The organism is Nocardia sp. CDC159, assembly GCF_023740735.1.
Taxonomy (GTDB): Bacteria; Actinomycetota; Actinomycetes; order Mycobacteriales; family Mycobacteriaceae; genus Nocardia; species Nocardia pulmonis.
In genome coordinates this window covers 505,109-528,626 of the sequence record NZ_JAMRXH010000002.1, presented here as the reverse complement: position 1 = coordinate 528,626, position 23,518 = coordinate 505,109, and the positions used below count along the sequence as shown (strand labels likewise).

General features: G+C 68.6%; 20 protein-coding genes and 1 tRNA gene. 17 read left to right on the top strand and 4 right to left on the bottom strand.

The window, feature by feature from the left end; all coding sequences use genetic code 11:
- Window positions 1–1,692: an ABC transporter ATP-binding protein gene (locus NDR87_RS06250; RefSeq protein WP_251909719.1), complete on the top strand. Its 1,692-nt coding sequence runs from the start codon at window positions 1–3 to the stop codon at window positions 1,690–1,692.
- Window positions 1,693–1,952: 260 nt separating this feature from the next.
- On the top strand, window positions 1,953–2,699 hold the full coding sequence (locus NDR87_RS06245; protein WP_251909720.1) for an oxidoreductase: 747 nt from the start codon (window positions 1,953–1,955) through the stop codon (window positions 2,697–2,699).
- A gap of 433 nt (window positions 2,700–3,132) precedes the next feature.
- Here the strand turns inward: NDR87_RS06245 and NDR87_RS06240 are convergent, their stop codons facing one another.
- Window positions 3,133–3,936, bottom strand: coding sequence for an HAD-IB family hydrolase (locus NDR87_RS06240; RefSeq protein ID WP_251909722.1), 804 nt, complete (start codon window positions 3,934–3,936; stop codon window positions 3,133–3,135).
- A 318-nt stretch (window positions 3,937–4,254) separates the two neighbouring features.
- On the opposite strand from NDR87_RS06240, the gene ssd reads away from it, so the two are divergent.
- The 7 genes from ssd (at window position 4,255) to NDR87_RS06205 (ending at window position 10,286) form a co-directional block, all read left to right on the top strand.
- Window positions 4,255–5,340 carry a septum site-determining protein Ssd gene (ssd, locus tag NDR87_RS06235; RefSeq protein WP_251909724.1) on the top strand — a complete coding sequence of 362 codons (1,086 nt, stop codon included), beginning with the start codon at window positions 4,255–4,257 and terminating at the stop codon, window positions 5,338–5,340.
- A gap of 354 nt (window positions 5,341–5,694) precedes the next feature.
- Window positions 5,695–6,882 (top strand): TadA family conjugal transfer-associated ATPase, encoded by a 1,188-nt coding sequence (locus NDR87_RS06230; protein WP_251909726.1) that lies wholly within the window; start codon window positions 5,695–5,697, stop codon window positions 6,880–6,882.
- 641 nt (window positions 6,883–7,523) lie between these two features.
- Window positions 7,524–8,183, top strand: coding sequence for a type II secretion system F family protein (locus NDR87_RS06225; protein WP_308212051.1), 660 nt, complete (start codon window positions 7,524–7,526; stop codon window positions 8,181–8,183).
- A gap of 542 nt (window positions 8,184–8,725) precedes the next feature.
- A complete protein-coding gene (locus NDR87_RS06220) occupies window positions 8,726–9,316 on the top strand; it encodes a type II secretion system F family protein (protein ID WP_251909729.1) in 591 nt (196 codons plus the stop codon).
- 57 nt (window positions 9,317–9,373) lie between these two features.
- Window positions 9,374–9,586, top strand: coding sequence for a DUF4244 domain-containing protein (locus NDR87_RS06215; RefSeq protein WP_251909731.1), 213 nt, complete (start codon window positions 9,374–9,376; stop codon window positions 9,584–9,586).
- Window positions 9,583–9,921: a TadE family type IV pilus minor pilin gene (locus NDR87_RS06210; RefSeq protein ID WP_251909733.1), complete on the top strand. Its 339-nt coding sequence runs from the start codon at window positions 9,583–9,585 to the stop codon at window positions 9,919–9,921. The genes NDR87_RS06215 and NDR87_RS06210 overlap by 4 nt, the downstream gene beginning before the upstream one ends.
- Complete coding sequence (locus tag NDR87_RS06205; protein WP_251909734.1) at window positions 9,918–10,286, top strand: Rv3654c family TadE-like protein; 369 nt, start codon at window positions 9,918–9,920, stop codon at window positions 10,284–10,286. The genes NDR87_RS06210 and NDR87_RS06205 overlap by 4 nt, the downstream gene beginning before the upstream one ends.
- Before the next feature lie 332 nt (window positions 10,287–10,618).
- Here NDR87_RS06205 and NDR87_RS06200 read toward each other — a convergent pair whose 3' ends face one another.
- Window positions 10,619–13,012, bottom strand: a complete 2,394-nt coding sequence (locus tag NDR87_RS06200; RefSeq protein ID WP_251909736.1) for a DEAD/DEAH box helicase — start codon at window positions 13,010–13,012, stop codon at window positions 10,619–10,621.
- 435 nt (window positions 13,013–13,447) lie between these two features.
- On the opposite strand from NDR87_RS06200, the gene NDR87_RS06195 reads away from it, so the two are divergent.
- From NDR87_RS06195 to NDR87_RS06175, 5 genes are all read left to right on the top strand, one after another.
- Window positions 13,448–13,654: a cold-shock protein gene (locus tag NDR87_RS06195; RefSeq protein ID WP_195113770.1), complete on the top strand. Its 207-nt coding sequence runs from the start codon at window positions 13,448–13,450 to the stop codon at window positions 13,652–13,654.
- Between the two features lie 312 nt (window positions 13,655–13,966).
- Window positions 13,967–16,765 (top strand): type I DNA topoisomerase, encoded by a 2,799-nt coding sequence (topA, locus tag NDR87_RS06190; protein ID WP_251909738.1) that lies wholly within the window; start codon window positions 13,967–13,969, stop codon window positions 16,763–16,765.
- A gap of 88 nt (window positions 16,766–16,853) precedes the next feature.
- Entirely contained in the window at window positions 16,854–17,369 is a 516-nt protein-coding gene (locus NDR87_RS06185) for a DUF664 domain-containing protein (protein WP_251909740.1), read from the top strand.
- Between the two features lie 49 nt (window positions 17,370–17,418).
- Window positions 17,419–18,630, top strand: a complete 1,212-nt coding sequence (locus tag NDR87_RS06180; RefSeq protein ID WP_251909742.1) for a DNA polymerase III subunit delta' — start codon at window positions 17,419–17,421, stop codon at window positions 18,628–18,630.
- A gap of 57 nt (window positions 18,631–18,687) precedes the next feature.
- A tRNA-Thr gene (locus NDR87_RS06175) sits at window positions 18,688–18,763 on the top strand.
- Between the two features lie 66 nt (window positions 18,764–18,829).
- Here NDR87_RS06175 and NDR87_RS06170 read toward each other — a convergent pair.
- Together NDR87_RS06170 and NDR87_RS06165 are read right to left on the bottom strand one after the other, a co-directional pair.
- Window positions 18,830–20,059: a tyrosine-type recombinase/integrase gene (locus NDR87_RS06170; RefSeq protein WP_251909743.1), complete on the bottom strand. Its 1,230-nt coding sequence runs from the start codon at window positions 20,057–20,059 to the stop codon at window positions 18,830–18,832.
- Window positions 20,060–20,109: 50 nt separating this feature from the next.
- Window positions 20,110–20,979, bottom strand: coding sequence for a helix-turn-helix transcriptional regulator (locus tag NDR87_RS06165; RefSeq protein ID WP_251909745.1), 870 nt, complete (start codon window positions 20,977–20,979; stop codon window positions 20,110–20,112).
- A 186-nt stretch (window positions 20,980–21,165) separates the two neighbouring features.
- On the opposite strand from NDR87_RS06165, the gene NDR87_RS06160 reads away from it, so the two are divergent.
- From NDR87_RS06160 to NDR87_RS06150, 3 genes are all read left to right on the top strand, one after another.
- Entirely contained in the window at window positions 21,166–21,366 is a 201-nt protein-coding gene (locus NDR87_RS06160) for a helix-turn-helix domain-containing protein (protein ID WP_251909747.1), read from the top strand.
- A 118-nt stretch (window positions 21,367–21,484) separates the two neighbouring features.
- On the top strand, window positions 21,485–22,204 hold the full coding sequence (locus NDR87_RS06155; RefSeq protein ID WP_251909748.1) for a bifunctional DNA primase/polymerase: 720 nt from the start codon (window positions 21,485–21,487) through the stop codon (window positions 22,202–22,204).
- Window positions 22,201–23,472: a hypothetical protein gene (locus NDR87_RS06150; RefSeq protein ID WP_251909750.1), complete on the top strand. Its 1,272-nt coding sequence runs from the start codon at window positions 22,201–22,203 to the stop codon at window positions 23,470–23,472. The genes NDR87_RS06155 and NDR87_RS06150 overlap by 4 nt, the downstream gene beginning before the upstream one ends.
- The last annotated feature ends 46 nt before the right edge of the window (window positions 23,473–23,518 follow it).

Sequence of the window (23,518 nt, the reverse complement as noted above, 5' to 3'; positions counted from 1 at the left end):
ATGGACCAACCACTGCTCGAGGTCCGCGACCTCAATGTCAGCTTCACGTCCGAGGGACGGGTGATCCCGGCGGTGCGCGGGGTGAACCTGTCGGTGTATCCGGGGCAGACGGTCGCGATCGTCGGCGAATCCGGTTCCGGCAAGTCCACGACCGCGCATGCGATCATCGATCTGCTGCCCGGGTCCGGGCGGGTCACCTCCGGCTCGATCATGTTCGACGGCAAGGATCTGGCCAGGGCCTCCAGACGGGAGATCGTCGGGGTGCGCGGCCGGGGCATCGGCCTGGTGCCACAGGATCCGATGTCGAATCTGAACCCGGTCTGGAAGATCGGCTTCCAGATTCGGGAGACCCTGGAGGCCAACGGGATCGCCAAGGGTGCGGCGGCGAAGCGGCGGGTTCCGGAACTGCTCGCCGAGGCGGGCATGTCCGACGCCGAGCGGCGAGTGAACCAGTATCCGCACGAATTCTCCGGCGGTATGCGCCAGCGCGCGCTGATCGCCATGGGCCTGTCGTGTCGGCCGAAGCTGCTGATCGCCGACGAACCCACCTCGGCGCTCGACGTGACCGTGCAGCGGCAGATCCTCGACCACCTCGATGAGCTCACCAGCGAGCTGGGCACCGCGGTGCTGCTGATCACTCACGACCTCGGATTGGCCGCCGAACGGGCCGAACATCTGGTGGTGATGTACCGCGGCCGGGTCGTGGAATCCGGTCCGGCCCTGCAGATCCTGCGCGAACCGCAGCATCTGTACACCAAGAAGCTGGTGAATTCGGCGCCGTCGCTGGCCTCACAGCGGATGACGGCGGTGCGCAAACGGGCCGAGGTGCGTGAACAGGCCATCGAGGCCGCCGAGCAGTTGGCCGAGACCGACGCCGAATTCGCCAGTGCTCCCGACGATGTGGTGATCGCGGAGAATCTGACCAAGGTGTTCAAGATTCGCGGGTCCACGCCGTGGAAGTCGACCGAACTGGTCGCGGTGGACAATGTGTCGTTCCGGCTGCGGCGCGGCACCACGACCGCGATCGTGGGCGAGTCCGGCTCCGGGAAGTCGACCGTGGCACAGATGGTGCTGGGCCTGCTCGCGCCCACATCTGGGCGGGTGACCTTCGACGGCCGCGAGGTGGCCGGGCTGGACGGTAAAGGCGCCTTGGCATTTCGTCGCCGGGTGCAGCCGGTGTTCCAGGACCCCTACGGCTCGCTGGACCCGATGTACTCGATCTACCGCACCATCGAGGAGCCGCTGCGCACCCACCGCATCGGCAATTCGAAGGAGCGCGAGGCGATCGTGCGGGACCTGCTGGACAAGGTGTCGCTGCCCGCCTCGGTGATGCGCCGCTACCCCAACGAGCTGTCCGGCGGTCAGCGCCAGCGCGTGGCGATCGCCCGCGCACTGGCGCTCTCACCCGAGGTGGTGGTGTGCGACGAGGCCGTCTCGGCGCTGGACGTCCTGGTCCAGGCCCAGATCCTCACCCTGCTCAACGAGTTGCAGGCCGAACTGGGCCTGTCCTACCTGTTCATCACCCACGACCTGGCCGTGGTCCGCCAGATCGCCGACAACGTCGTGGTCATGCAGCAGGGCAAGATCGTCGAGGCCGCCACCACCACCGAGGTCTTCGACAGCCCGCAATCCGACTACACCCGCCGCCTCCTCGCCGCCATCCCCGGCCGCGACCTGTTGAAATCGGCCTGACCCGGCCGAACCCCCATGCGGCCGTGCCCAACCCGCCGGACCGCGAACCTTCGGTGTGATGAGGGCCGACGGTTCGCCTCCCGGGCACGGCCGCATCGGGACAGGTGAACTGCGCGAACCTCACTGGTGCGGGCCTTCCGTCTCGGTTACTCCTGATCTCGCAAGCCTCTCCTCGATTGCCCCCGATGGCGCGAGCCTCTCCTCGATCGCCCCCGATGACCGCGCAGCGGTCATCGGGGGCTCGACTAGCGTGTGCGGACGTGAGTGACGTCCTGCAACCCCTCGTCGACCTGCCCGGCGTACGCGAGGCGGCCGATCGGGCCCGCGACGCGCTGGCCGAGGTGCATATGCACAAGGCCAATCGACGAGGCTGGCCCACCACGGCCGCCGAGGCGGCGGTGCGGGCCGCCCGCTCCTCGGCGGCCATCGACGGCGGCAGCACCGAGTTGCCCCCGGACGGCCAGGTGGCGGACCCGATCCTGGCCGGCGCACTCCGTGTCGGCCAGGCCCTCGACGGCGATGCGCTGCGCAATCTGGTCGCGGTATGGCAGCGGGCGCCGCTGCAGGCCCTGGCCCGATTGCACCTGCTCGCGGCCGCCGATCTGGTCGCCGATCCGGAGCAACTCGGCCGCCCCCGCAGCGCCCCCGGCGTCGCCGAACGCCTGGACCTGCTCGCCCAGACCGTCCTCACCTCGCATGCCCCCGCTCCCGTGCTGGCGGCCGTCGTACACGGCGAGCTGCTGGCGCTGCAACCCTTCGGCAGCGCCGACGGCCTGGTGGCCCGCGCGGCCTCCCGCCTCGTCTGCGTGTCCAGCGGCCTCGACCCGCACAGCCTCGGCGTACCCGAGGTGTTCTGGCTGCGGCGGCGAGCGGCCTATCTGGACGCCGCGGCGGGCTTCGGCGCGGGGACGCCCGAGGGCGTGGGCGGCTGGGTGATGCTGTGCTGCGGCGCGCTGGAAGACGGTGCGCGCGAAGCCCGTTCGATCGCCGACGCGGCGGTGAAGTAGCCCCCGCACACATCGAAGCGGGCGGCGTAGTCGTTGCCGACATCACCGCCCGCTAGCACGGACCGCCCGGTTACCAAGCGTGCTTATTAGGGTTGTGTTCTGCGGCCTCGGCGATTCGCCGAGCCCGACGGTTCATCCTCACAACTTGTGCGAGGCGCTCGCCGTCGCAGATCGGTACTCGCAGGCCCACAACGCTGCTGCCCTTGTCGCGGCGCGCTCCGCGTGGGTGCCTGGCGCCCGTGCTGGGAAGGGTGGGATGGGAGATCGGACCTTCTCTTCCGGCCGCGATCTTGGCCTTCCGTCCTTCCGTGGCTCCATTGTTACTCTGTGACCCGCCCCACATCAAGAGCTGGGAAAACATTCAACTAATCGGCGTGTCGCCCGGCGTTTCGTGCTGTCCTTGATAGTTGGGCGCAATAACCCGTTGACTGTCTCAGCGACGCCGACGCAACAGCCGATAGCTGATCGCCCCCGCCAGCAGCGCGCTCAACCCCACCGCCGCGGTGGCCGCGACCGTTGTCGAGGAGGGTGCCGGGATCCGCGCCCACAGCGATACCGGATTGGAGAACTCGAGCACCGGCCAGCCCCGAGAGTTGGCCTCCCGTCGTAAGTTTCGGTCCGGATTGACCGCCGTGGGGTGGCCCACCGCCGAGAGCATGGGCAGATCGGTGATGGAATCCGAATAGGCATAACAGCGCGACAGGTCGTAGCCCTCGCACGCGGCCAGCCGCTCGATCGCCTCGACCTTGCCCGGCCCGTAGCAGTAGAACTCGACTTCGCCTGTGTAACTTCCGTTCTCGACGACCATGCGGGTGGCGGCCGTATGCGTCGCGCCCAGTGCGGCGGCGATCGGCTTCACGATCTCCTCCCCGGACGCCGACACGATCACCACGTCGTGGCCGCGGATCTTGTGGTCGGCGATCAGGTCGGCCGCCTCGGCGTAGATCAGCGGATCCACCAGTTCGTGCAGGGTCTCGGCGACGATCGCCCGCACCTGGTTCACGTCCCAGCCCGCGCACATCTTCGTCAGGTGCTCGCGCATCCGCTCCATCTGATCGTGGTCGGCGCCGGAGAGCAGGAACAGGAAGTGCGCGTAGCTGCTCTCCAGCACGGTGCGGCGATCGATCAGGCCCTGGGCGAAGAAGGGCTTGCTGAAGACGAATGCGCTCGACTTCGCGATGACCGTCTTGTCCAGATCGAAGAAGGCGGCGATGCGGTCCGGGCGCGTATTCGTCACGGCGTCCAGAATAGGGGTCCGATGGCGCAAACTTCCCCGGCCGGTGGACTTGCGTTTCGGCCGGGGCGTGGGTGTAGTATTGCTGACACCTGGACATGGTCCAGGCGCGTTCAGCCCGACCCCCCGGGGCTGAACCCCGACGGCCCCAGCCTCCTCCCCCCCCGGCTGGGGCCGTCCTCTATTTCCGGGACCTCCCCGCAGCCGTCCCCGCTGTCTAGCTGTTACGCCGCGTTCTGTCTTTGCTAACACCCCCCGAGTTATCCACATTCGGTGTTCGCACCCTGTCGCCGCCGCCCGACTCGAGCGACGCTCACCTGCATGAATTCCGTTGCAGCGCTAGCACCGTCGGCTCTGGTCCTGATCACCGACCAGCGGCTGCGCGAGGAGGTCCGCCGCATAGCGGCCGCCGCCGACCGCGGCCTCGACGAGCGCAGGCCGCCGGTCGGTCGGCATGCCTGGCTCGAGGCGGGTGCGGTGATACTCGACACACCCAACGCCCGGCAATGCGCCGCGGCCGGATGTCCGCGCAGGCCCGGGATCATCCTGGTGACCGCGGGCGAGGCGGAGCTGGCCGACTGGCAGGCCGCGGCCGCCGTCGGCACCGACCTCGTGCTCGCGCTGCCCGCCGCCGCCGACCGCCTCATCGAGGCATTCGCCGACAACATCCATCGGGGCCCGAGCGATGGCGCCGCGGTCGCCATCGTCGGGGCCGGTGGGGGAGCGGGCGCCTCGGTCCTCGCGGCGGCCGTGGCCCTCACCGCCGCAGCCGAGCGCTTCCGTCGCGATGTCCTGCTGGTCGACGGCGATCCCCTGGGCGGCGGGCTGGACCTGCTGCTCGGAATCGAATCCACCGCCGGACTGCGCTGGCCCGATCTCGTGGTCGAGGACGGACGGGTCGCGGCGCACGCCCTGCACGACGCCCTCCCGGCGGTAGCGCCGCGGTTGAGCCTGCTCTCCTGCGCCCGCGTCGACGACGGGCCACCGCACGACATCCGTCCGGCCGCGGCCCGGGCCGTCGTCGCCGCGGGCCGCGCCGCGGGCGATCTGGTCGTCTGCGATGTCTCCACCGCGCACGGCCCGCATACCGACCACATGCTCGACGCCGCGGACCTCGTCGTGCTCCTGGTCCCCGCGCGGCTGCGCGCCATCGCGGCCGCCCGGGCCGTCGCCGCCCACATCCGGCCGCGAAATACCAATCAGGCCTTGGTGATCCGCGGGCCCGCTCCCGGCGGCCTACGGGCTCCGGAAATAGCCGAATCGCTGTCGCTGCCCCTCCTGTCCACCCTTCGTCCGCAACCGTCGCTGCCCCACCGTTTGGAACGCACCGGCCTCGGCACCCCGCATGGCCCGCTGCGCACCGCGGCCCATGCCGTCCTCGACGCACTGCCGGAGGTCATTCGATGACTACGCCACCCGGATCGCTAATGCCCCACCTGCGTCATATCGCGCGGTATCAGACTGCGGTGCCCACACGTGTCCCTTTGCCTCCCAAGCATTCCGGTGACCTGCCCGGAAGGCCGGTAATCGGTCGATCGCGATGGGAGGTCGGGCGATGAGCGCGGATGATCAACGTGCTGCCGCCGAATCGTCGTCGAGTCGATGTGCATCGATTGCCTGTGGTCTTGCGCAGGGGCGCAACAAGTTTTGTCACCTGTGTCCGGCGGGCGGCCGAAGCGATCGGCGCATCCGGTCGCCTCGGGAACGCGGCTGCGCGGTGGGTTGCCGCAATCGCGCCACGCGCGGCGAGGGATGCGGGCGATGAGCGGGCTGGTGACTGCGGAGTTGCTGGACCGGGTGCGGGAACGGTTGGTCGCGGAGGCCGCGGAGCCGGACCCGGCGCGGGTGGCCGCCGCCATTCGGGCCGAGGCGGGTGGGGTGCTGGGCGATACCGACCTGCTGCGGGCACTGCGGCTGTTGCAGACCGAGATGACCGGTATCGGTGTGCTGGAGCCGCTGCTGCACGATCCCCGGGTGTCCGACGTGCTGGTGACGGCCCCGGACGCGGTATGGGTGGACCGGGGACAGGGGCTGCGGCGGACCCGGATCACCTTTCCCGACGAGGCGGCCGTCCGGCGGCTGGCGCAGCGACTGGCTCTCGCCGCCGGTCGCCGGTTGGACGACGCACAGCCCTGGGTCGACGGCCGATTGCCGGAAATCGAAGGCCTGCTGGGTGATTCGTTCGGAGTGCGGCTGCACGCCGTGCTCGCGCCCATCGCCCACGGCGGCACCTGCCTATCCCTGCGGGTGCTGCGGCCCGCGACCCAGGATCTGGACGTACTGGCCGCCGGTGGCACCGTGGCCGACGAGGCAAAGCTGTTGCTGGAACGGATCGTTCGCGCCCGCCTGGCCTTTCTCGTCGTCGGCGGAACCGGAGCGGGCAAGACCACGCTGCTGTCCGGCCTGCTCGCGAAGGTCGATGCGGGCGAACGCATCGTCTGCGTGGAGGACGCGGCCGAACTCGCCCCGCCGCACCCGCACGTGGTCCGCCTGGTCGCCCGCACCGCGAACGTCGAGGGTATGGGTGCGGTGACCGTCCGCGATCTGGTCCGCCAGGCGTTGCGCATGCGCCCCGACCGCATCGTCATCGGCGAGGTCCGCGGGGCCGAGGTCGTCGACCTCCTCACCGCCCTCAACACCGGTCACGACGGCGGCGCGGGGACAGTGCACGCCAACTCCCCGCGCGAGGTCCCCGCCCGTCTGGAAGCCCTTGCGGCCCTGGGCGGTATGGGCCGCACCGCCCTGCACAGCCAACTGGCCGCCGCCGTCCAGGTGGTCCTGCACATGCGCCGCCGCCCCGACGGCACCCGCACCCTGCACGAAATCGGCCTCGTAACCCGCACCCAGGACGGCCACGTCCACATCGCCCCCGCATGGCACGCCGACCCCATCCCCACCCCCGCGGCCCCCACCCTCCACCGCCTCCTCGACGAACGGCTCGAACAATGAACCACCTCCCCGCACACCCAACTCCTCCGACCAGCCTTCGCGGCGTCAGCCGGAAGCGATCACCCGCCGGACCCGGATACCCGCGACATTCGAAAGCCTCTGCCCGCCAAGCATCATGCGAGCGCGCGGCGCTGCTGGCCCGCTTCCATGCCGGATCCAGGTTGCGGTGGAGAGTCCCCGTCCATGAGACGTGGTTCGGGTGGAAGGGGTCGCTCGTCGGCCGCCGCGGTGGCTTCAGGTTGCAGTGGAGAGCTTCTGTTCATGAGGCATCGTTCGAGCGTGCGAGGTCGCTGGTCGGCTTCGGGACGCGGTGGCGCTTCTGTCCACGAGACATGGTTCGGGTGGAAGGGTTGCTGGTCGACTTCCGTCCTGGCTTCGGGTCTGGGTGGGCGAGCTCCCGTCCAGGAGACATGGTTTGGGTGGAAGAGGTCGCTCGACGGCTCCCACCGTGGCTTCGCCTGGTGCTCGAAGCCGATTCCCCGTGCGGCGTCGCCGGGGCCGGGTGAGTCATGAGCGCGACATTGTTGCTGGTGGCCCTTGCCTTGATCGTGCTGCCCTCGGGGACGGGGCGGCGACGATTCGCTGCCCTGTTCCGGAAGCGGGCTCGGCGACGTAAACACCCATCGCCTTGGGTGTTTCGGGTGCTGGTGCCGGCCATGCTCGTGGGGTTGGCGGCACTCGGGGTCGGGGTGGCGATCGCTGCCGTGACGGTCACGCTCACCGTCGGAATGCGCTTGCGCCGCAGGCGAACCGATGCCCGACGGCTGGCGCAGTGCCGGGCATTGGCGGAAGGGCTGGAGGTGGTGATCGGTGAACTGCGCGTCGGCGCGCATCCCGGTGCCGCGGCGGCCACCGCCGCCGAGGAGGTCGAGGGGGTAGCGGCGCGAGCCTTCGCGGCCTGTGCCGCGCGCAGCCGCCTCGGCGGCCGGGCGGCCGACGGCCTGCGCGACCCGCACGCCCTCATCGCCGCCGAACTCAATCGCATCGCCGACACCTGGCACCTGGCCGAACAGCACGGCTTGGCTCTCGCCGACCTGCTCGCCACCGCCCGCGCCGACCTGCTCGCCCGCATCCGCTTCCGCGACCGCACCACCGCCGCACTCGCGGGCCCGCGCACCACCGCCACCGTCCTGTCCGCCCTACCCCTGATCGGCATCGCCCTCGGCCACCTGATGGGCGCGGCACCCCTGACCGTCCTCCTCCGCCCCGGCCCCGCCGCCCCCCTCCTCCCCATCGGCACCGCCCTGGCCTGCCTGGGCCTGCTCTGGACCGACGCCCTCACCCGAAAGGCATTGATATGACCGGCACTCCAGCCAACCCACCAGACCAGTCACCCACTCCCCACCGCCCCACCCCATTCCCCACGCCCTCCCACAGCCACACCCGAATCCCGCCCGGCCCCATGGCACCCAGTCCCTGCTCTCCACGCATCCCCTTCCGCCCCCGAAAGCTCGCACCCATCAGCCTCATAAGGCACCTCCGCTGCACCGCCCCGACCGAAGACCCGCACTTCCTCCCAGACCCCACCCCCGGCGACACCACCGACCGTCTCGGCCGCCCCGATGCATAGCCCACAGCGAACGACCTACCGCGGCCAACCAACCGAAAGGCGCCACACCACAGAGCTTCACCCCCACATACCGGCCGCGACGCACCCCTCGCGCGGCACCAGCACCGTGCCCGGGCGAGACACACCGGACACTGCCTGCCCCGCGGGCAGGCCGGTGCGGCGAATCGGTGCGCTGCCCGCCGCCGAGCGACGAGCGTTCGGTGTTGCGCTACCCGCAACCGAATTGCGTGCGTTCGGTACCGCGCTGCTGCCGCCGGGAGCCGAGGCGCGGATATGACGGCGTCCCCTCTGATCTTGGTGCTGCTCGGGTCTGCCCTGCTGGTGATGCCAGGGCCGAGGACCGGTGTCGATCGGCTGCGGGCGGTGCTCGGCAAGCGTCGGCGACCCGCGAGTCGGCCGGTGCGCACCGTCGTGGATCCCCTGGCCACCGCGTCGGCCTTCGATCTGCTGGCGGCGTGTCTGCGGGCGGGGCTGCCCGTGGCCACCGCGGCCCGTGCGGTGGCGCCGGCGGCGGCCGAGCCTATGCGGACTTCGCTACGCCAGGCCGCGGAACTGCTTGCCCTGGGCGCCGATCCGGCCGCGGCGTGGCTGCGCGCGTCCCGCGACTCGGCGGAACTCGCCGCCCTTGCCCGTCTGGTGCGGCGTTCCGCGCGGTCGGGCAGCGCACTCGCCGGAGCGGTCGCCGAACTGGCCGAGCACTGCCGTGCCCAGGTCGAGGATGCCGCGGCCGCGCGCGCCGAGCGGGCCGGGGTGTTGATCGGCGGCCCGCTGGGGCTGTGCTTCCTGCCCGCCTTCCTCTGCCTGGGCATCGCGCCCGTCGTGATCGGTCTGGCCGGTCGCCTGCTGGGCGGAGGGCTGCTGTGACCACCCCCGGAAATCGGCGCGGACCGACCGCGCCGATCCGACAGAAAGGAGAGATCGATGCGAGTGACAGTGCGATCGACATTCTGGGAGCTGCGGTGCCGACTCCTGCGGGCGGCGATGGCCGACGACGGGATGAGCACGGTCGAATACGCCATCGGGACAGTGGCGGCGGCCGCCTTCGGTGCGGTCCTCTACACCGTGGTCACCGGGGACTCGATCGTCAACGCTCTGACCCAGATCATCGACAAGGCGCTCAACACCTCCATGTGAGCGACGGGGACCGGGGCGCGGTCACCGTGGAAGCGGCGATCGCGCTCGCCGCCCTCGTCGCGGTCGTGGTGCTGTGCCTGACGGCCTTGCTGGCGGCGGCGATGCAGATCCGGTGCGTCGACGCCGCCCGCGAGGCGGCTCGGCTGAGCGCCCGCGGCGCGGACGACGATGCCGTCGTGGCCGCGCGGCGGGTGGCTCCGGCCGGTGCGTCGATCTCGGTACGTGACGACGGCGATCGCGTGGTCGCGACCGCCTCGGCTCGGGTGCCGCTGCTCCCGCTGCTGGTGCTGCGGGCCGAGGCGGTGGCCGTCCGCGAACTCGGGGTCCGCGAATGAGCGCGGGGCTCCGCACCCCGCGGCGGGATCAGGGCGGGGCCACCGTCGCGGCGTGTGTGGCCGTGGCCGCTCTGCTCGTTCTCACCCTGGCGATCGGGCAGGTCGGCGCGGTCGTCGTCGCCCGGCACCGGGCCCAGGCCGCGGCCGACCTCGGTGCGCTCGCCGCGGCGGGTGGGCTCGCGGCCGGAACCGGATCCGGGTGCGAGCGGGCCGAGGACGTCGCGCGGCGCATGCGAGCCACAGTGCTCGAATGTGACGTCGCTGGGTGGGACGTCACACTCGTGGTGGAGATGGGTGTGGCCGTCGGTCCATTCGGCACCCGAGTGGCGCGCGCGGCCGCCCGCGCGGGTCCGGTCGATAGTTAAAGATCATGAATACCGAACGGTTGGTGTCGCAAGAAATGCGTGATCGTCGACACATCTCGGCACCATCAGATTGCCGAAACGGGCTACTGAAAAATGCGGTCCGCTCTTTATTCAATTGATCCATGAAGTGTCATTCGAATTGAAACCGCAAGTCATGGTTATTCCCGGGAGCAATGTATCAGTTAATATGAACACATTCCTTTTTATTCATTCCGGGTGGTAGCGACCCGTGATCCAGCTCGCTCGGGCCGCGTCCGGATCGCGGTCGTCCGGCCCCGGCGGGCGCCCGACGACCACGGTAGCGGAGCGATCTCACCCCGATGACCTTGGCATCACGGTTCGGATTCGCCGTCGTCATCTTCGGGATCGATGGGCAGCTCGACCAGGATCGCGCGCAACAGCGCACCCGCCCCGGCCTTGTCGAGCGGGGTGTTGCCGTTGCCGCACTTGGGCGACTGCACACATGACGGGCATCCGGCCGGGCACTCGCAGGACTCGATGACCGACAGCGTGGCCGCCAGCCAGGTTCGCAGCCGGGCGAAGCCGCGCTCGGCGAAGCCCGCGCCGCCCGGATGCCCGTCGTAGACGAACACCGTGGGCAGCCCGGTGTCGGGATGCTCGGCGATGGAGACCCCGCCGATGTCCCACCGATCGCAGCTGGCGACCAGGGGCAACATGCCGATCGCCGCATGCTCGGCGGCGTGCAGGGCCCCGGGCACGCGCTTGGGATCGATTCCGGCGCGGGCCAGCAGCCGAGGCGTGACGGTGTAGAGCACGGCCCGGGTCGGCAGCGTCTGCTCGGGCAGATCCAGCTCGATCAGGTCCAGTACCTCGCCGGTGGGCAGCGTGCGCAGATAGCCGACGACCTGGCGTGTCACCCGCACCCGGGCCAGTGCGACCGTGACCTCGCCGTGGACCTGCGAAGTGGTCGTCTCCTCGATGCCGATCGAGGTGACCGCCCGGGCGCTGGTCGTCCAGCCGGGCTGATCGGCGTGTACGAAGGCCACTCCGCCCTCGAGGTCGAGTTCGTCGACCACATAGGTCTCACCCTGATGCAGATGGACCGCGCCCGCGTGCAGGGTGGCCGGGGCCCGGCCCGCGTCGGCAGTGCCCAGCAGCCGGCCGCTCTCCTCGTCGACGATCGCCACCGGCGCGCCGATGCCGCCGCGCACGTCGATCGCGTCGTGCGGGTGGCTGGCGGCGGTGACGTACCAGCGCCCCGGTCCGCCGCCGTTGCTCCGGCGCCGGATGAGCCCCTGCTCGGACAGCTCCGTGAGCAGTTCCCAGGCCCCGAGTTCGTGCACCTCGTCGTCGGTGAGCGGCTGTTCGGCGGCCGCGCACAGCAGATGTGGCCCCAATACATAGGGGTTGTGCGGATCGGTGATCGTCGCCTCCACCGGACGCCCGAGCAGTGCGTGCGGGTGGTAGACCAGGTAGTTGTCCAGCGGATCGTCGCGGGCGACCAGCATGACCAGCGATCCTTGCGTCCGGCGTCCGGCCCGTCCGGCCTGCTGCCAGAACGATGCGACCGTGCCCGGAAAACCGGCGATGACCACGGCATCGAGTCCGGCGATATCGACGCCCAGTTCGAGCGCCGTCGTCGTCGCCGCGCCGACCAGCGAGCCGTCGGACAGCCCGGCCTCTAGTTCGCGCCGGTCCTCGGCGAGATATCCCGCGCGATAGGCCGCGACCCGCGCGGCCAGCTCCGGATCTGTCTCGCCCAGCATGCGCCGGGTTTCCATCGCCACCAGCTCCGCGCCGCGGCGCGACCGCACGAAGGTCAGTGTCCGAGCGCCCTCGGCGACCAGCTGAGTCATGATCCGCGCGGCCTCGGCGGTGGCCGGACGCCGCACCGGCGCCCCGTTCTCGCCGGTGGCCGCGAGCAGTGCGGGCTCCCACAGCGCGACCGTGCGGGCACCCTGCGGGGAGCCGTCCTCGGTCACCGCCGCACACTGCGCGCCGATCAACCGGGACGCCGCCGCGGCGGGATCCGAGGTGGTGGCCGAGCACAGCACGAACACCGGATCGGCCCCGTAATGCCGCGCGAGCCGCCGCAACCGGCGCAGCACCAGTGCCACGTGGGAACCGAATATCCCCCGGTAGGCATGGCATTCGTCGACCACGACGTAGCGCAGCCGCCGCAGCACCCGGGCCCAGCGCTGATGTGCGCGAAGCATGCCCAGATGCAGCATGTCGGGATTGGTGAAGATCCAGCGGGCGTTGGCGCGCACCCACTGCCGGATCTCGGCGGGGGTGTCGCCGTCGTAGGTCGCCGGGTGGATATCGCGCAGCGGCCCCTCGTGGGTGAGTGCGGCCGTGGCCCGCAGCTGATCGGAGCCCAGCGCCTTGGTCGGCGATATATACAGCGCCGTGGCCCGGGGGTCCTCCCGCAGGGCGGTGAGCACCGGCAGTTGATAGCCCAGGGACTTTCCCGAGGCGGTCCCCGTGCACACCACCACATGCCGCCCGCTCGCGGCGATCTCGGCCGTGTGCGCCTGATGCGACCACGGATATTCGATGCCGCAATCCTGAAACGCCGCGACCACATCCGGCGATACCCAGGACGGCCAGGTCGTGACCTGTGCCGGGCGGGCCGGAAGTTCGGTGACGTGCGTGAGACGGGAGTCGCCGCCCGGATGCTCGGCTAGGACACGATTCAGCAACGATCGACCATAGGCGGGTTCCACTCCCGGCCGAGTCGACGTGTTCGGCTCGCTCGGATTCATCCGACCCGAACCGCGACACGCAGGGAATGTGTGAACAGTGTGTGTTGCGAGAGCCCTACCTGCCATTTCACTACAGAGTCGCGACCTGTGTCACAGGCAGTTTCCCTGACGGCCGCTCGGTTATCCAGAGGCAAACCTACTCCAAGTACGGATATGGGCATTGCGCGCCTCACCTGCGCATTCGCAAGATCATCTTTTTTGCAAATTGTCGGTAACTCGACTGTTGAATTGCCCGGAGACATGGTTAAGTGGTTCCTGGTCGCAAGCTTCTGTGTTCGAGGGAACGGATCCAAAGTCCAAACCATCAGCAGGATCGATGTTGCGAACGGTGTGCTTGATGCTTCCTGCAGGGGGAACAGAGTACAGCGGTCGGAACGGACCCGGTGGACGAACCAAACTTGTCCGCCGTTCCGGTATGGAAAGAGAAGGAACAGAATGGCACAGGGAACTGTGAAGTGGTTCAACGCGGAGAAGGGGTTCGGCTTCATCGCGCCCGAGGACGGCTCCGCTGACGTCTTCGTCCACTACTCCGAGATCCAGGGGACGGGCTTCCGCACCCTCGAGGAGAACCAGAAGGTCGAGTTCGAGGTTGGCCAGGGCACCAAGGGCCCGCAGGCCACCGGAGTTCGCGCCATCAGCTGAGCGCGTAACCAAGGTTCGATCGCTCGTCCCTCACCGCCCACCGCGGTGGGGGACGAGCTGTATCCGGGGCAGTACACTCGACCGCAAACCGGGGCATTCCAACACGCCGTACCGCAGGTGCGGTCAAACAACCAGGTATAAACGTCTCTGGCGGGAGATATCTGTGTCCTCCGCTTGCCCCAGCCGCGCGGTGCGTGCCACGCGCCGCGCGGGTCGACAGGAAAGGTGTGTTCGCCGGTGGCAACACGAGACCGCGGTGCAGCGCCGAACTCTCAGGCAGCGCCCGACCAGGGGCGCCCCCTGCGTCGTCTCGTGATCGTCGAGTCACCCACCAAGGCCAAGAAGATCGCGCCCTATCTGGGCCGTGGCTACGTGGTCGAGGCGTCGGTGGGACACATCCGCGATCTGCCGCGTGGCGCCGCCGATGTGCCCGCCAAATACAAGGGGCAGTCGTGGGCCCGCCTCGGCGTCGACGTCGACAACGACTTCGAGCCGATCTACGTTGTGAGCCCCGATAAGAAGGGCAAGGTCTCCGAGCTCAAGAACCTGCTCAAGGACGCCGACGAGCTCTATCTGGCCACCGACCCCGACCGCGAGGGTGAGGCCATCGCCTGGCATCTGCTGGAGACCCTCAAGCCCAAGGTGCCGGTGCGGCGCATGGTGTTCCACGAGATCACCGAACCCGCCATCCGCGCGGCCGCCGCCGACACCCGGGAACTGGACAACGACCTGGTCGACGCGCAGGAGACGCGCCGCATCCTGGACCGGCTCTACGGCTACGAGGTCAGCCCCGTGCTGTGGAAGAAGGTCATGCCTAAGCTGTCGGCGGGCCGGGTGCAGTCGGTGGCGACCCGCATCATCGTGCAGCGCGAGCGCGAGCGGATGGCATTCCGCTCGGCCGAATACTGGGATATCGCGGCCAAGTTCGATGCGGGCGGCGAGGGGGACGAGGCCAATCCGCGCACCTTCGGGGCGCGACTGATCTCCGTCGACGGCTCGCGGGTGGCGGGCGGTCGCGACTTCGGCGCCGACGGGCAACTCAAGACCAGTGGCGTGACCGTGCTGGACGAGGCACACGCCCGGCGGCTGGTCGAGGCCCTGGCGGGCAGCGACTTCCAGGTCAGCTCGGTCGAATCCAAGCCCTACACCCGCCGTCCGTACGCGCCGTTCATGACCTCGACGCTGCAGCAGGAGGCGGCCCGCAAGCTGCGGTTCAGCTCCGAGCGCACCATGCGGGTCGCGCAGCGGCTGTACGAGAACGGCTACATCACCTATATGCGTACCGACTCGACCACGCTGTCGGAGTCGGCGATCGCGGCGGCGCGCGCCCAGGCCACCCAACTGTACGGGCCGCAGTTTGTGCATCCGACGCCGCGGCAGTACACCCGCAAGGTCAAGAACGCGCAGGAGGCGCACGAGGCCATCCGCCCCGCGGGCGACACCTTCGCCACGCCGGGCCAGCTGGCCTCCCGGCTGGATCAAGACGAGTTCCGGCTCTATGAGCTGATCTGGCAGCGCACCGTCGCCTCGCAGATGGCCGACGCGCGCGGCACCACGCTGACCGTGCGCATCACCGGCGTGGCGGGCACCGGCGAGGAGTGCGTGTTCTCCGCCTCCGGTCGCACCATAACCTTCCCGGGCTTCCTCAAGGCCTACGTCGAGAGCGTGGACGAGGACAGCGGCGGTCAGTCCGACGACGCGGAATCTCGGCTGCCCGCGCTGAACGAGGGCCAGGGCGTCACCGCCAACGAGCTGACCCCGGACGGGCACACCACCAATCCACCGCCGCGCTACAACGAGGCGTCGCTGGTCAAGGCGCTGGAGGAGTTGGGCATCGGCCGACCGTCCACCTATGCCTCGATCATCAAGACGATCCTCGACCGCGGCTATGTGTACAAGCGCGGCAACGCGCTGGTGCCGTCGTGGGTGGCGTTCGCGGTGGTCGGCCTGCTCGAGGAGTACTTCGGCAGGCTGGTGGACTTCGACTTCACCGCGGCCATGGAGGACGATCTCGACGCCATCGCGGGCGGACGCGAGCAGCGCGGAAACTGGCTGTCCAGCTTCTATTTCGGCGGCGAACACGGCGCCGAGGGGTCGGTGGCGCGCTCGGGCGGGCTGAAGAAGATGGTCGGTGAGCGGCTCGACGACATCGACGCGCGAGAGATCAACTCGATCAAGCTGTTCACCGACGACGAGGGCCGCGACGTGGTGGTCCGCGTCGGTCGATACGGCCCGTACCTGGAGCGGATGGTCGCCAATCCCGATGATCCGGACGGGGATCCGGTCTCGCAGCGCGCCAATCTGCCCGATGACCTGCCGCCGGACGAGCTGACCCCGGAGGTCGCCGAGAAGCTGTTCGCCACCCCGCAGGAGGGCCGCGAACTGGGCGTCGACCCGGAATCGGGACATCGAATCGTGGCCAAGGAGGGCCGATTCGGGCCCTACGTCACCGAGGTCCTGCCCGAGCCCAACGGTGACGGCGAGGGCAAATCGGCCGCGAAGAAGGCGGCCGCCGCCAAGCCGCGCACCGGCTCGCTGTTCAAGTCGATGGATCTGGCGACGATCACCCTCGACGACGCGCTCAAACTGCTGTCGCTGCCGCGCGTGGTCGGGGTCGATCCGGCCAGCGGCGAGGAGATCACGGCCCAGAATGGGCGCTACGGACCATATCTGAAGAAGGGTACCGATTCCCGGTCGCTGACGAGTGAGGATCAGATCTTCACCGTGACGCTGGACGAGGCGCTGAAGATCTACGCAGAGCCCAAGCGTCGCGGCCGCCAGGCCTCCTCCGCCGCGCCGCTGCGCGAGTTGGGCGCCGATCCGGCCACGGGCAAGCCGATGGTGATCAAGGACGGCCGCTTCGGTCCGTACGTCACCGACGGCGAGACCAACGCCAGCCTGCGCAAGGGCGATGAGGTGGAGTCGATCACCGACGAGCGCGCTGCGGAGTTGCTGGCCGATCGCCGGGCGAAGGCACCGGTGAAGAAGACGGCCAAGAAGGCCGCGAAGAAGTCCACCGCCAAGAAGGCGACGGCCAAGAAGACCGCCACCAAGTCCGCGGAGAAGGCTCCGGCGAAGAAGGCTGCCAAGAAGGCCGCCGCCAAGGCCTGATCGCGGAAATCGGCCGTTGTCCGTTTTCGGTCGGTCTCCTGCCGTAGCGTGTCGAGCCATCCGAGCACGTCCAGCGGAAGGGCTTCCGATGACCGCACCCTCGATCGATCAGGAACGTGAGGACCTGATCGCCATGCTCGACAGTCAGCGTGAGCTGTTCCGGATCACCTTGCGCGGCATCGACGACGAGCAGGCTCGCCAGCGCACGACCGTCAGCGAACTGACGCTGGGCGGGCTGCTGCACCATCTGGTCAGCTGCGAACGGCACTGGTACACGGTACTCGTCGAGCGGGACGAGAACGCGAAACTCGATGTGTCCAAATTCGATTCGGAATACCGAATGGGCCCGGACGAGACCGTCGAGGGGCTGCTGAAGCAGTGGGAGACCGTCGCCGACGACACCGCGGCGCTGATCCGCGGCGTGGACAGCCTCGATACCGTCATTCCCACCCCGACCTCGCCCTGGGTTCCGGAAAGGGTTTGGCAGACAGTACGTTTCACGCTGCTGCACATCTTCCGTGAGATCGCCCACCACAGTGGGCACGCCGACATCATCCGCGAGGCACTCGACGGCGCCAATTCGACGTATCAGCGCGTCTCCTGATCCGGGCGGCCGCGTCGAGCTGTCGGTGGCGACGGCTAGGGTGTACGGCGTGGCGGGTGTCTTCGATCGGCTGGTGGGCCAGGATGCGGTCGAGTCCGAGCTGACGGCCGCGGCGGTGGCGGCGCGCAGCGGCGTGTCCTCGTCGGCGATGACGCATTCGTGGTTGTTCACCGGACCGCCCGGATCGGGGCGGTCGGTGGCGGCGCTGTGTTTCGCGGCCGCCTTGCAGTGCACCGACCCGGGGACACCGGGCTGCGGACGCTGTCATGCCTGCACGACCACGATGGCGGGTACGCACGGTGATGTGCGCCGGGTGGTCCCCGAGGGGTTGAGCATCGGGACCAAGGAAATGCGCGAGATCGTCCAGGTCGCCGCGCGCCGACCCAGCACCGGCCGCTGGCAGGTCGTGGTGATCGAGGACGCCGACCGGCTGACCGAGGCGGCGGGCAACGTGCTGCTCAAGGTCGTCGAGGAGCCGCCCGAGCGGACGGTCTTCCTGCTGTGCGCGCCGTCGGTGGACCCCGAGGACATCTCCGTGACACTGCGATCGCGTTGTCGGCACATCCATCTGGTGACACCGTCGGTCCCCGCCATCGCCCAGGTTTTGCGCGAGCGCGACGGCCTGGACGCCGATACCGCGGCCTGGGCGGCCTCGGTCAGCGGCGGACATGTCGGCCGTGCCCGCCGCCTGGCCACCGACGAGGAGGCGCGGTCGCGCCGCAAGCGCGCCCTGGCCCTGGTGGGCGCCACGGCCCGCCCCGCCGCGGCCTATGCGGCCGCCGACGAACTGGTGAAGGCGGCCGAGGAGGAGGCCAAGCAGGTCAGCGCGGCCCGCGACGAGCGTGAGCGCGAGGAACTGGCCACCGCCCTCGGCGCGGGCGGCACCGGCAAGGGCACCGCATCGGCCACCCGCGGCTCAGCGGGCGCACTCAAGGATCTGGAGCGCCGCCAGAAATCCCGCGCCACCCGCACCGGACGCGACGCCCTCGACCGCGCCCTGATCGACGTCGCGGGCCTCTACCGCGACGCCCTCGCCGTCCGCCTGGGCGCGGCCCGCCCCACCCCCGACACCCCCGTCTCCCTGACCCACCCCGACCTCCCCGACCAGATCCGCGAACTGGCCACCGACGTCCGCCCCGAGGGCCTGCTCCGCTCCATCGAGGCCGTCCTGGCCTGCCGCGAGGCCCTCGACCTCAACGTCAAACCCCGCTTCGCGGTAGCCGCCATGGTCGCCACCCTCATCTCCGCCCGCACGACCTGACCACCGATTTTCGCGATCCGCCCCCGAGACGATAGACTCGCACCCGCCGCAAGGCACGCCGCCTTAGCTCAGTCGGTAGAGCGCTTCACTCGTAATGAAAAGGTCGGGGGTTCGATTCCCCCAGGCGGCTCCATCTACCAGCGGAAACGCTGCGATTAGCGGGCCGTAATCAGGCCCGTTGACACGAAAACGACACGTTTTAGCCTGCGTGCCGATCCAGGATCGCCGTGAAGTCGGGTGCTTCGTGCGGCTTGTCGATGTAGTGCTTGCGGGCCGTCGCGCCGTCGTCGGCGTGGCCCAGTTGGCTTGCTGCGCCTTGTGCGCTGTGCTCGTTCGCGATCAGTGTCGCAACCGACTTGCGGAATGTCTTCGGGGTGATCCAGGCGAACGTGGTCCCTCGCGCTTCGCGCCAGCTGCGCCGAAAGTTGTGGGGGTCGTAGATGTCTCCGTTCCGGTTTGGAAACACGAGATCGAGCTTGTTCGACTTCGCGTCGAGCTTCCGTCGCATGAGCGTGTCCACGGCGAACTTCGGCAGTGCGATGGAGCGGTACCCGGCATCGGTCTTGGTCCACTCCTGACGGATCAGGCCCTTGCCATCCTCTTTCTTGCCCTTGAGGCGAATGATGGTGCCGCAGATGGTCACTCGGGGAAGCTCGGCGGCAAGGTCGAGGTCGCACCACCGGATCGCGAGCACTTCGCCAGGACGTACACCGGTGCCGAGCAGGACATCAGCGATATCGAGGATCATCCGGGATCGCTTCGGACCGGAGGTATATGCCGGAATGCCGTCGATCTCGCCACCCAACTGCCAGGCTTTGAGCTGTTCCCGCAACGCCGTCAGCGTGGCGATGTCGGCTGCGCGCGGCTTGTCCCTCTTTCGATGGATGCGTGCGACTTCGCGGACTGGGTTCTGGCTTATCGCGTCGTGTCGGACAGCGAGGCCCATCATGCCGGAGAGGATCACGCGATGGATTCGCGCTTTCCATGCGCCGGTCTCGGCGACCTTCTTCAGATGGCGGTCTAGTCGTGATGTAGTGGCTTCTCTGACCCGCACGCCTCCCAAAGCGGACTTGATTTTGATCGTGTCTTTCTTGGCGCGCTTGTCGGTGGAGACGTCGATCTCGTCCCGGTACTGCTCGATAGTCTGCGGTACGGTTCGCTTCTCGTACTCGAGTTCGCTCAGCCACAGGTCTGCCAGGTCCGCAAGCTTGGTCTCGCGAGTAATGGCCTTTTCCTGTCCGGGATTTCGGTCCTTCAGCTTGTTCTTGAGTGCGGCTTCGGCTTTGGCCCTGGTTGGTCCGAAGGCTTGGACAGTGCGGGTTTCGCCGTCGTCGTCGCGGTAGCGGGTGCTGGCGCGCCAGCTGCCATTGGGTTGCTCTTTGCAGCTGATCTTGCCGTATGTGCCGATGGCGAGAGGTTGCCTGGGCAACGGGTCTCCTTGCTCGTTTCTGTTGTCGTGGAACGGTTTTGGGTGGTTAGTCAGTCGTCGGTGATCAGTCCTTGGACGACGGGCGGGCGGTCGTGCGCGTCCTCGGATGTGTCCCAGTCCGGGGTGGTGAATCGGACGTAGGGGAAGCGTTCGGCCAGGATTCGCACGGCCATTGCGGTTGTGAAGTGGTCTTCGATGCCTTGCATGTCCTCCTCGAACATCGGATTGCTGGGGTGAGGGATATCGCCGCTGGCTGACTCCCAGGGCTCGTCCAGCGCCTTGACGTAGTCCGGGAACGGCGTAGAGGTGTTGCCGTTTTCGAGGTCGGCGCGCACCGTGGCGACGTCTGCGCTGACGCGGGTGCGGGCGTCGGCGATGGTGGCCTCGTCCACTCCCAATTGCTCGAGTACGCCGAGGGCGTCGGCTTCGTCGGCGGGCTTCTGGGGCGTGATGAGCGTGGGTGGCCACAGGTAGGCGTGCAGGTGGTGCAGGAACTCCATGGGGTCTTCGTTGACCCGGTAGGGGCCGCGTTGCCCGCTGGCCAATTCCATCGCCAGCCGCAAGCGAGCCGTCCGTTCGGACAACTGGCGGTGCCAGTGCCGGGCCTTCTCCAAGGCGCGTTCGGCCTCGTGCATCCGCTCCGCAGCGTTGTCCCGGTCCTGGCGGACCTTGTGGTACTGGTAGGCGAACCCGCCGCCGTCGGGGCTCAGCTCGGCGATCTCGACGCTGAACAAGTCGGCGAGGGTGAGGATTTCGGAGAACTTTGTCGGCCGCTGTCCCGCCTCCACCTTGGACAGGGTGACCTGCGACCAGTTCAGGCCCGCCGCGCGGAGGCGTTCGGACATCTGGTCCTGGCTCAGGCCCCAGGCCGTGCGCAGCGCCTCGATGCGCTTACCGATCGCGCGATCTGGATCGACCACGTAACAACCTCCTCAACACAACCTGCTCAACATGTTGCAACATGCTCTGACATGCAGACAATACCATCAAAACAATCTGTGATGAAATCTGTCGGTGCTCATGTTGTATCATGATGACCCGAGGGTACCAGCTGCCCTTGGTACGTCCGCTCTACACAGGAGGCCCCTTTGTCCAACGCTGCGCCGATGTCCGGGAACGACTGGCTCACGCGAGAGGAACTGGCCGCACGGTTGAAGGTCCCGGTAAAGACGCTGGCGGCGTGGGCTGCCCGCAGGCCGAGGAAGGGACCGCGCTACGCGATGGTGGGCCGCTATGCCCGGTACCGGCTCGTCGACGTGATCGCGTGGGAGAACGAGCAGTTCGGCGATCAGGCCGATGCTGCCTAGAAGCAAAGAGTCCCGGCTGGTGTTGGAGCACCGGCCGGGACTGTGGGAAACACCGATCTACCTGGAAGGATGATTCCGCAAACTCATGTCCGAGTCTACAGCAACCGATGCGGTGGCCATGATCGAGCACGCGCTTGCCTATGCGCGGTCCGGTCATGCGGTGCTGCCGTTGGCTTCTCGAGGTAAGGCTCCGGTGACCGTGCACGGCAAAGATGACGCATCCACTGAGCCGGAGGTGATCAAGCGGTGGTGGAAGCGCAACCCACACTGCAACATCGGTGTCCGTCCTCCTGCGGGGGTCGTGGTGCTCGATATCGACCCACGCAACGGGGGCAGTATCGCCGCGCTCGGTGACCTTCCGGAAACATGGACCGCTCGCACGGGCGGGGGCGGCTGGCATCTGTGGTTCCGCTGCGGCGGCAAGGTGCGCGGCCAGGTGGACGGTGCACCCGGTATCGACATCAAGACCCATTCGGGATACGTGGTTGTGCCCCCGAGCCTGCATCCCAGTGGCGGCCGGTACCAGTGGGCCAATCGTGCCGAGATCGCTGATCTGCCCGAGCACCTGCGCGAACGGGTGTGCCCTCCGCTGGTGCTGCCCTACCGGCGGACTACTCAGCACCATCGGAGCACGGGCGAGGGTCTGGCCCGGTTCGTCCGACAGGCCAGCGCGGGCAACCGGAACAATGCCTTGTTCTGGGCCGCTTCGCGCGCCTATGCCAATCATGCGAATCCCGTTGTGCTGGAAGCGATTGCCGACGCAGGCGAAGCGGCCGGGTTGTCGCAGCTCGAGGTGGAACGGACCATGGCGTCGGCACGAAAGGCGGTGGCGGCGTGAGCGCGAGTGTGGATTACGGCAATGCGATCGTCGGGGCCGACGAGCAGCGGGGCGGGGATTTCTGGCAGGCGCGTCCGGTGCTGACCCATATCCGGGATTTCTCACGGTCGCGGATGTGTGGTCCGTGGTCGACGCTGGGCGTGGTGTTGGCGCGTGCGGTGGCGTCGGTGCCGCCGACTGTCCAGCTGCCCGCGACCGTGGGCGGTTCGGCCTCGCTCAACCTGTTCGTCGCGTTGGTGGGTCCGTCCGGCGCGGGGAAGGGGGCCAGCGAATCCGCGGCGCGGGAGGCGGTCGTGTTCACCGATCACCGGGGCTGGGAGATCGAGGTTGCGGAGTTGCCGTTGGGTTCGGGTGAGGGCATCGCGCGCACGTTCCGGCCCGCTGGGACGGACGAGGATGCTCCGAATCCGGTGGATCGGATGTTGTTCACGGTGCCGGAGGTCGACACGTTGGCGTCGCTGCTGGGTCGGCAAGGCTCGACGCTGGAAGGTGAACTGCGCAAGCTGTATTCGGGTGAAGCGCTGGGATTCACCAACGCGCAGAAGGCAACCCGATCGGTGGTCGCCGCGCAGTCCTACCGGGCGGCACTCACCCTCGGGGTGCAACCGTTGCGGGCCGGGACGTTGTTCGCTGGTGCCGATGGCGGGACCACGCAGCGGTTCGTGTGGATGGACGTGCGCGACCCTGAAGCACCCGACATCACCCCGGCGCAGCCCGATCCGATCACGGTGCGGCTGCCGCGTTGGCAGTCCGACTTCTTGGTGATTCCCGAAGCGGCCTCCAGTTCGATCCGTCGTCACCGGCTGGCGCAGTTGCGCGATGAGAACGTGGACCCGCTCAATGGGCACGCCTTGCTGTGCAGGCTGAAAGTCGCTGCCGCGCTGATGATCCTGGACGGCCGCAGCGTGGTCAGTGACGAGGACTGGACGCTGGCCGAGCGGGTGATGCGCTACAGCAACCACACCCGCACAGCGATCCGCAACGCACTGACCGAACATACCGCGCAAGCCAACCGGGCCCGCGGAATCGCGGCGGTGGAACGCGAGGAAGCCGGGGCCGACCATCGGCGCGGCCTCGCTCGAAACACCGTTTTGCGGGTCTTGAGCAAGCACGGGCCAGAACTCAGCGCCTCCGACATCCGCCGCCGCGTGAAGAACACCCACCGCCCCTACCTCGACGACGCATTCGCCGATCTCACCGACACCGGTGACATCCACGCAATCGAAGTCGCGGGCGGCACGCGGTACCGGCTGCCCGACGCCGCTTAGCGGTACGGGGTGTACCGAAGGTACATCCCCCGAAAATGCTCTCTAC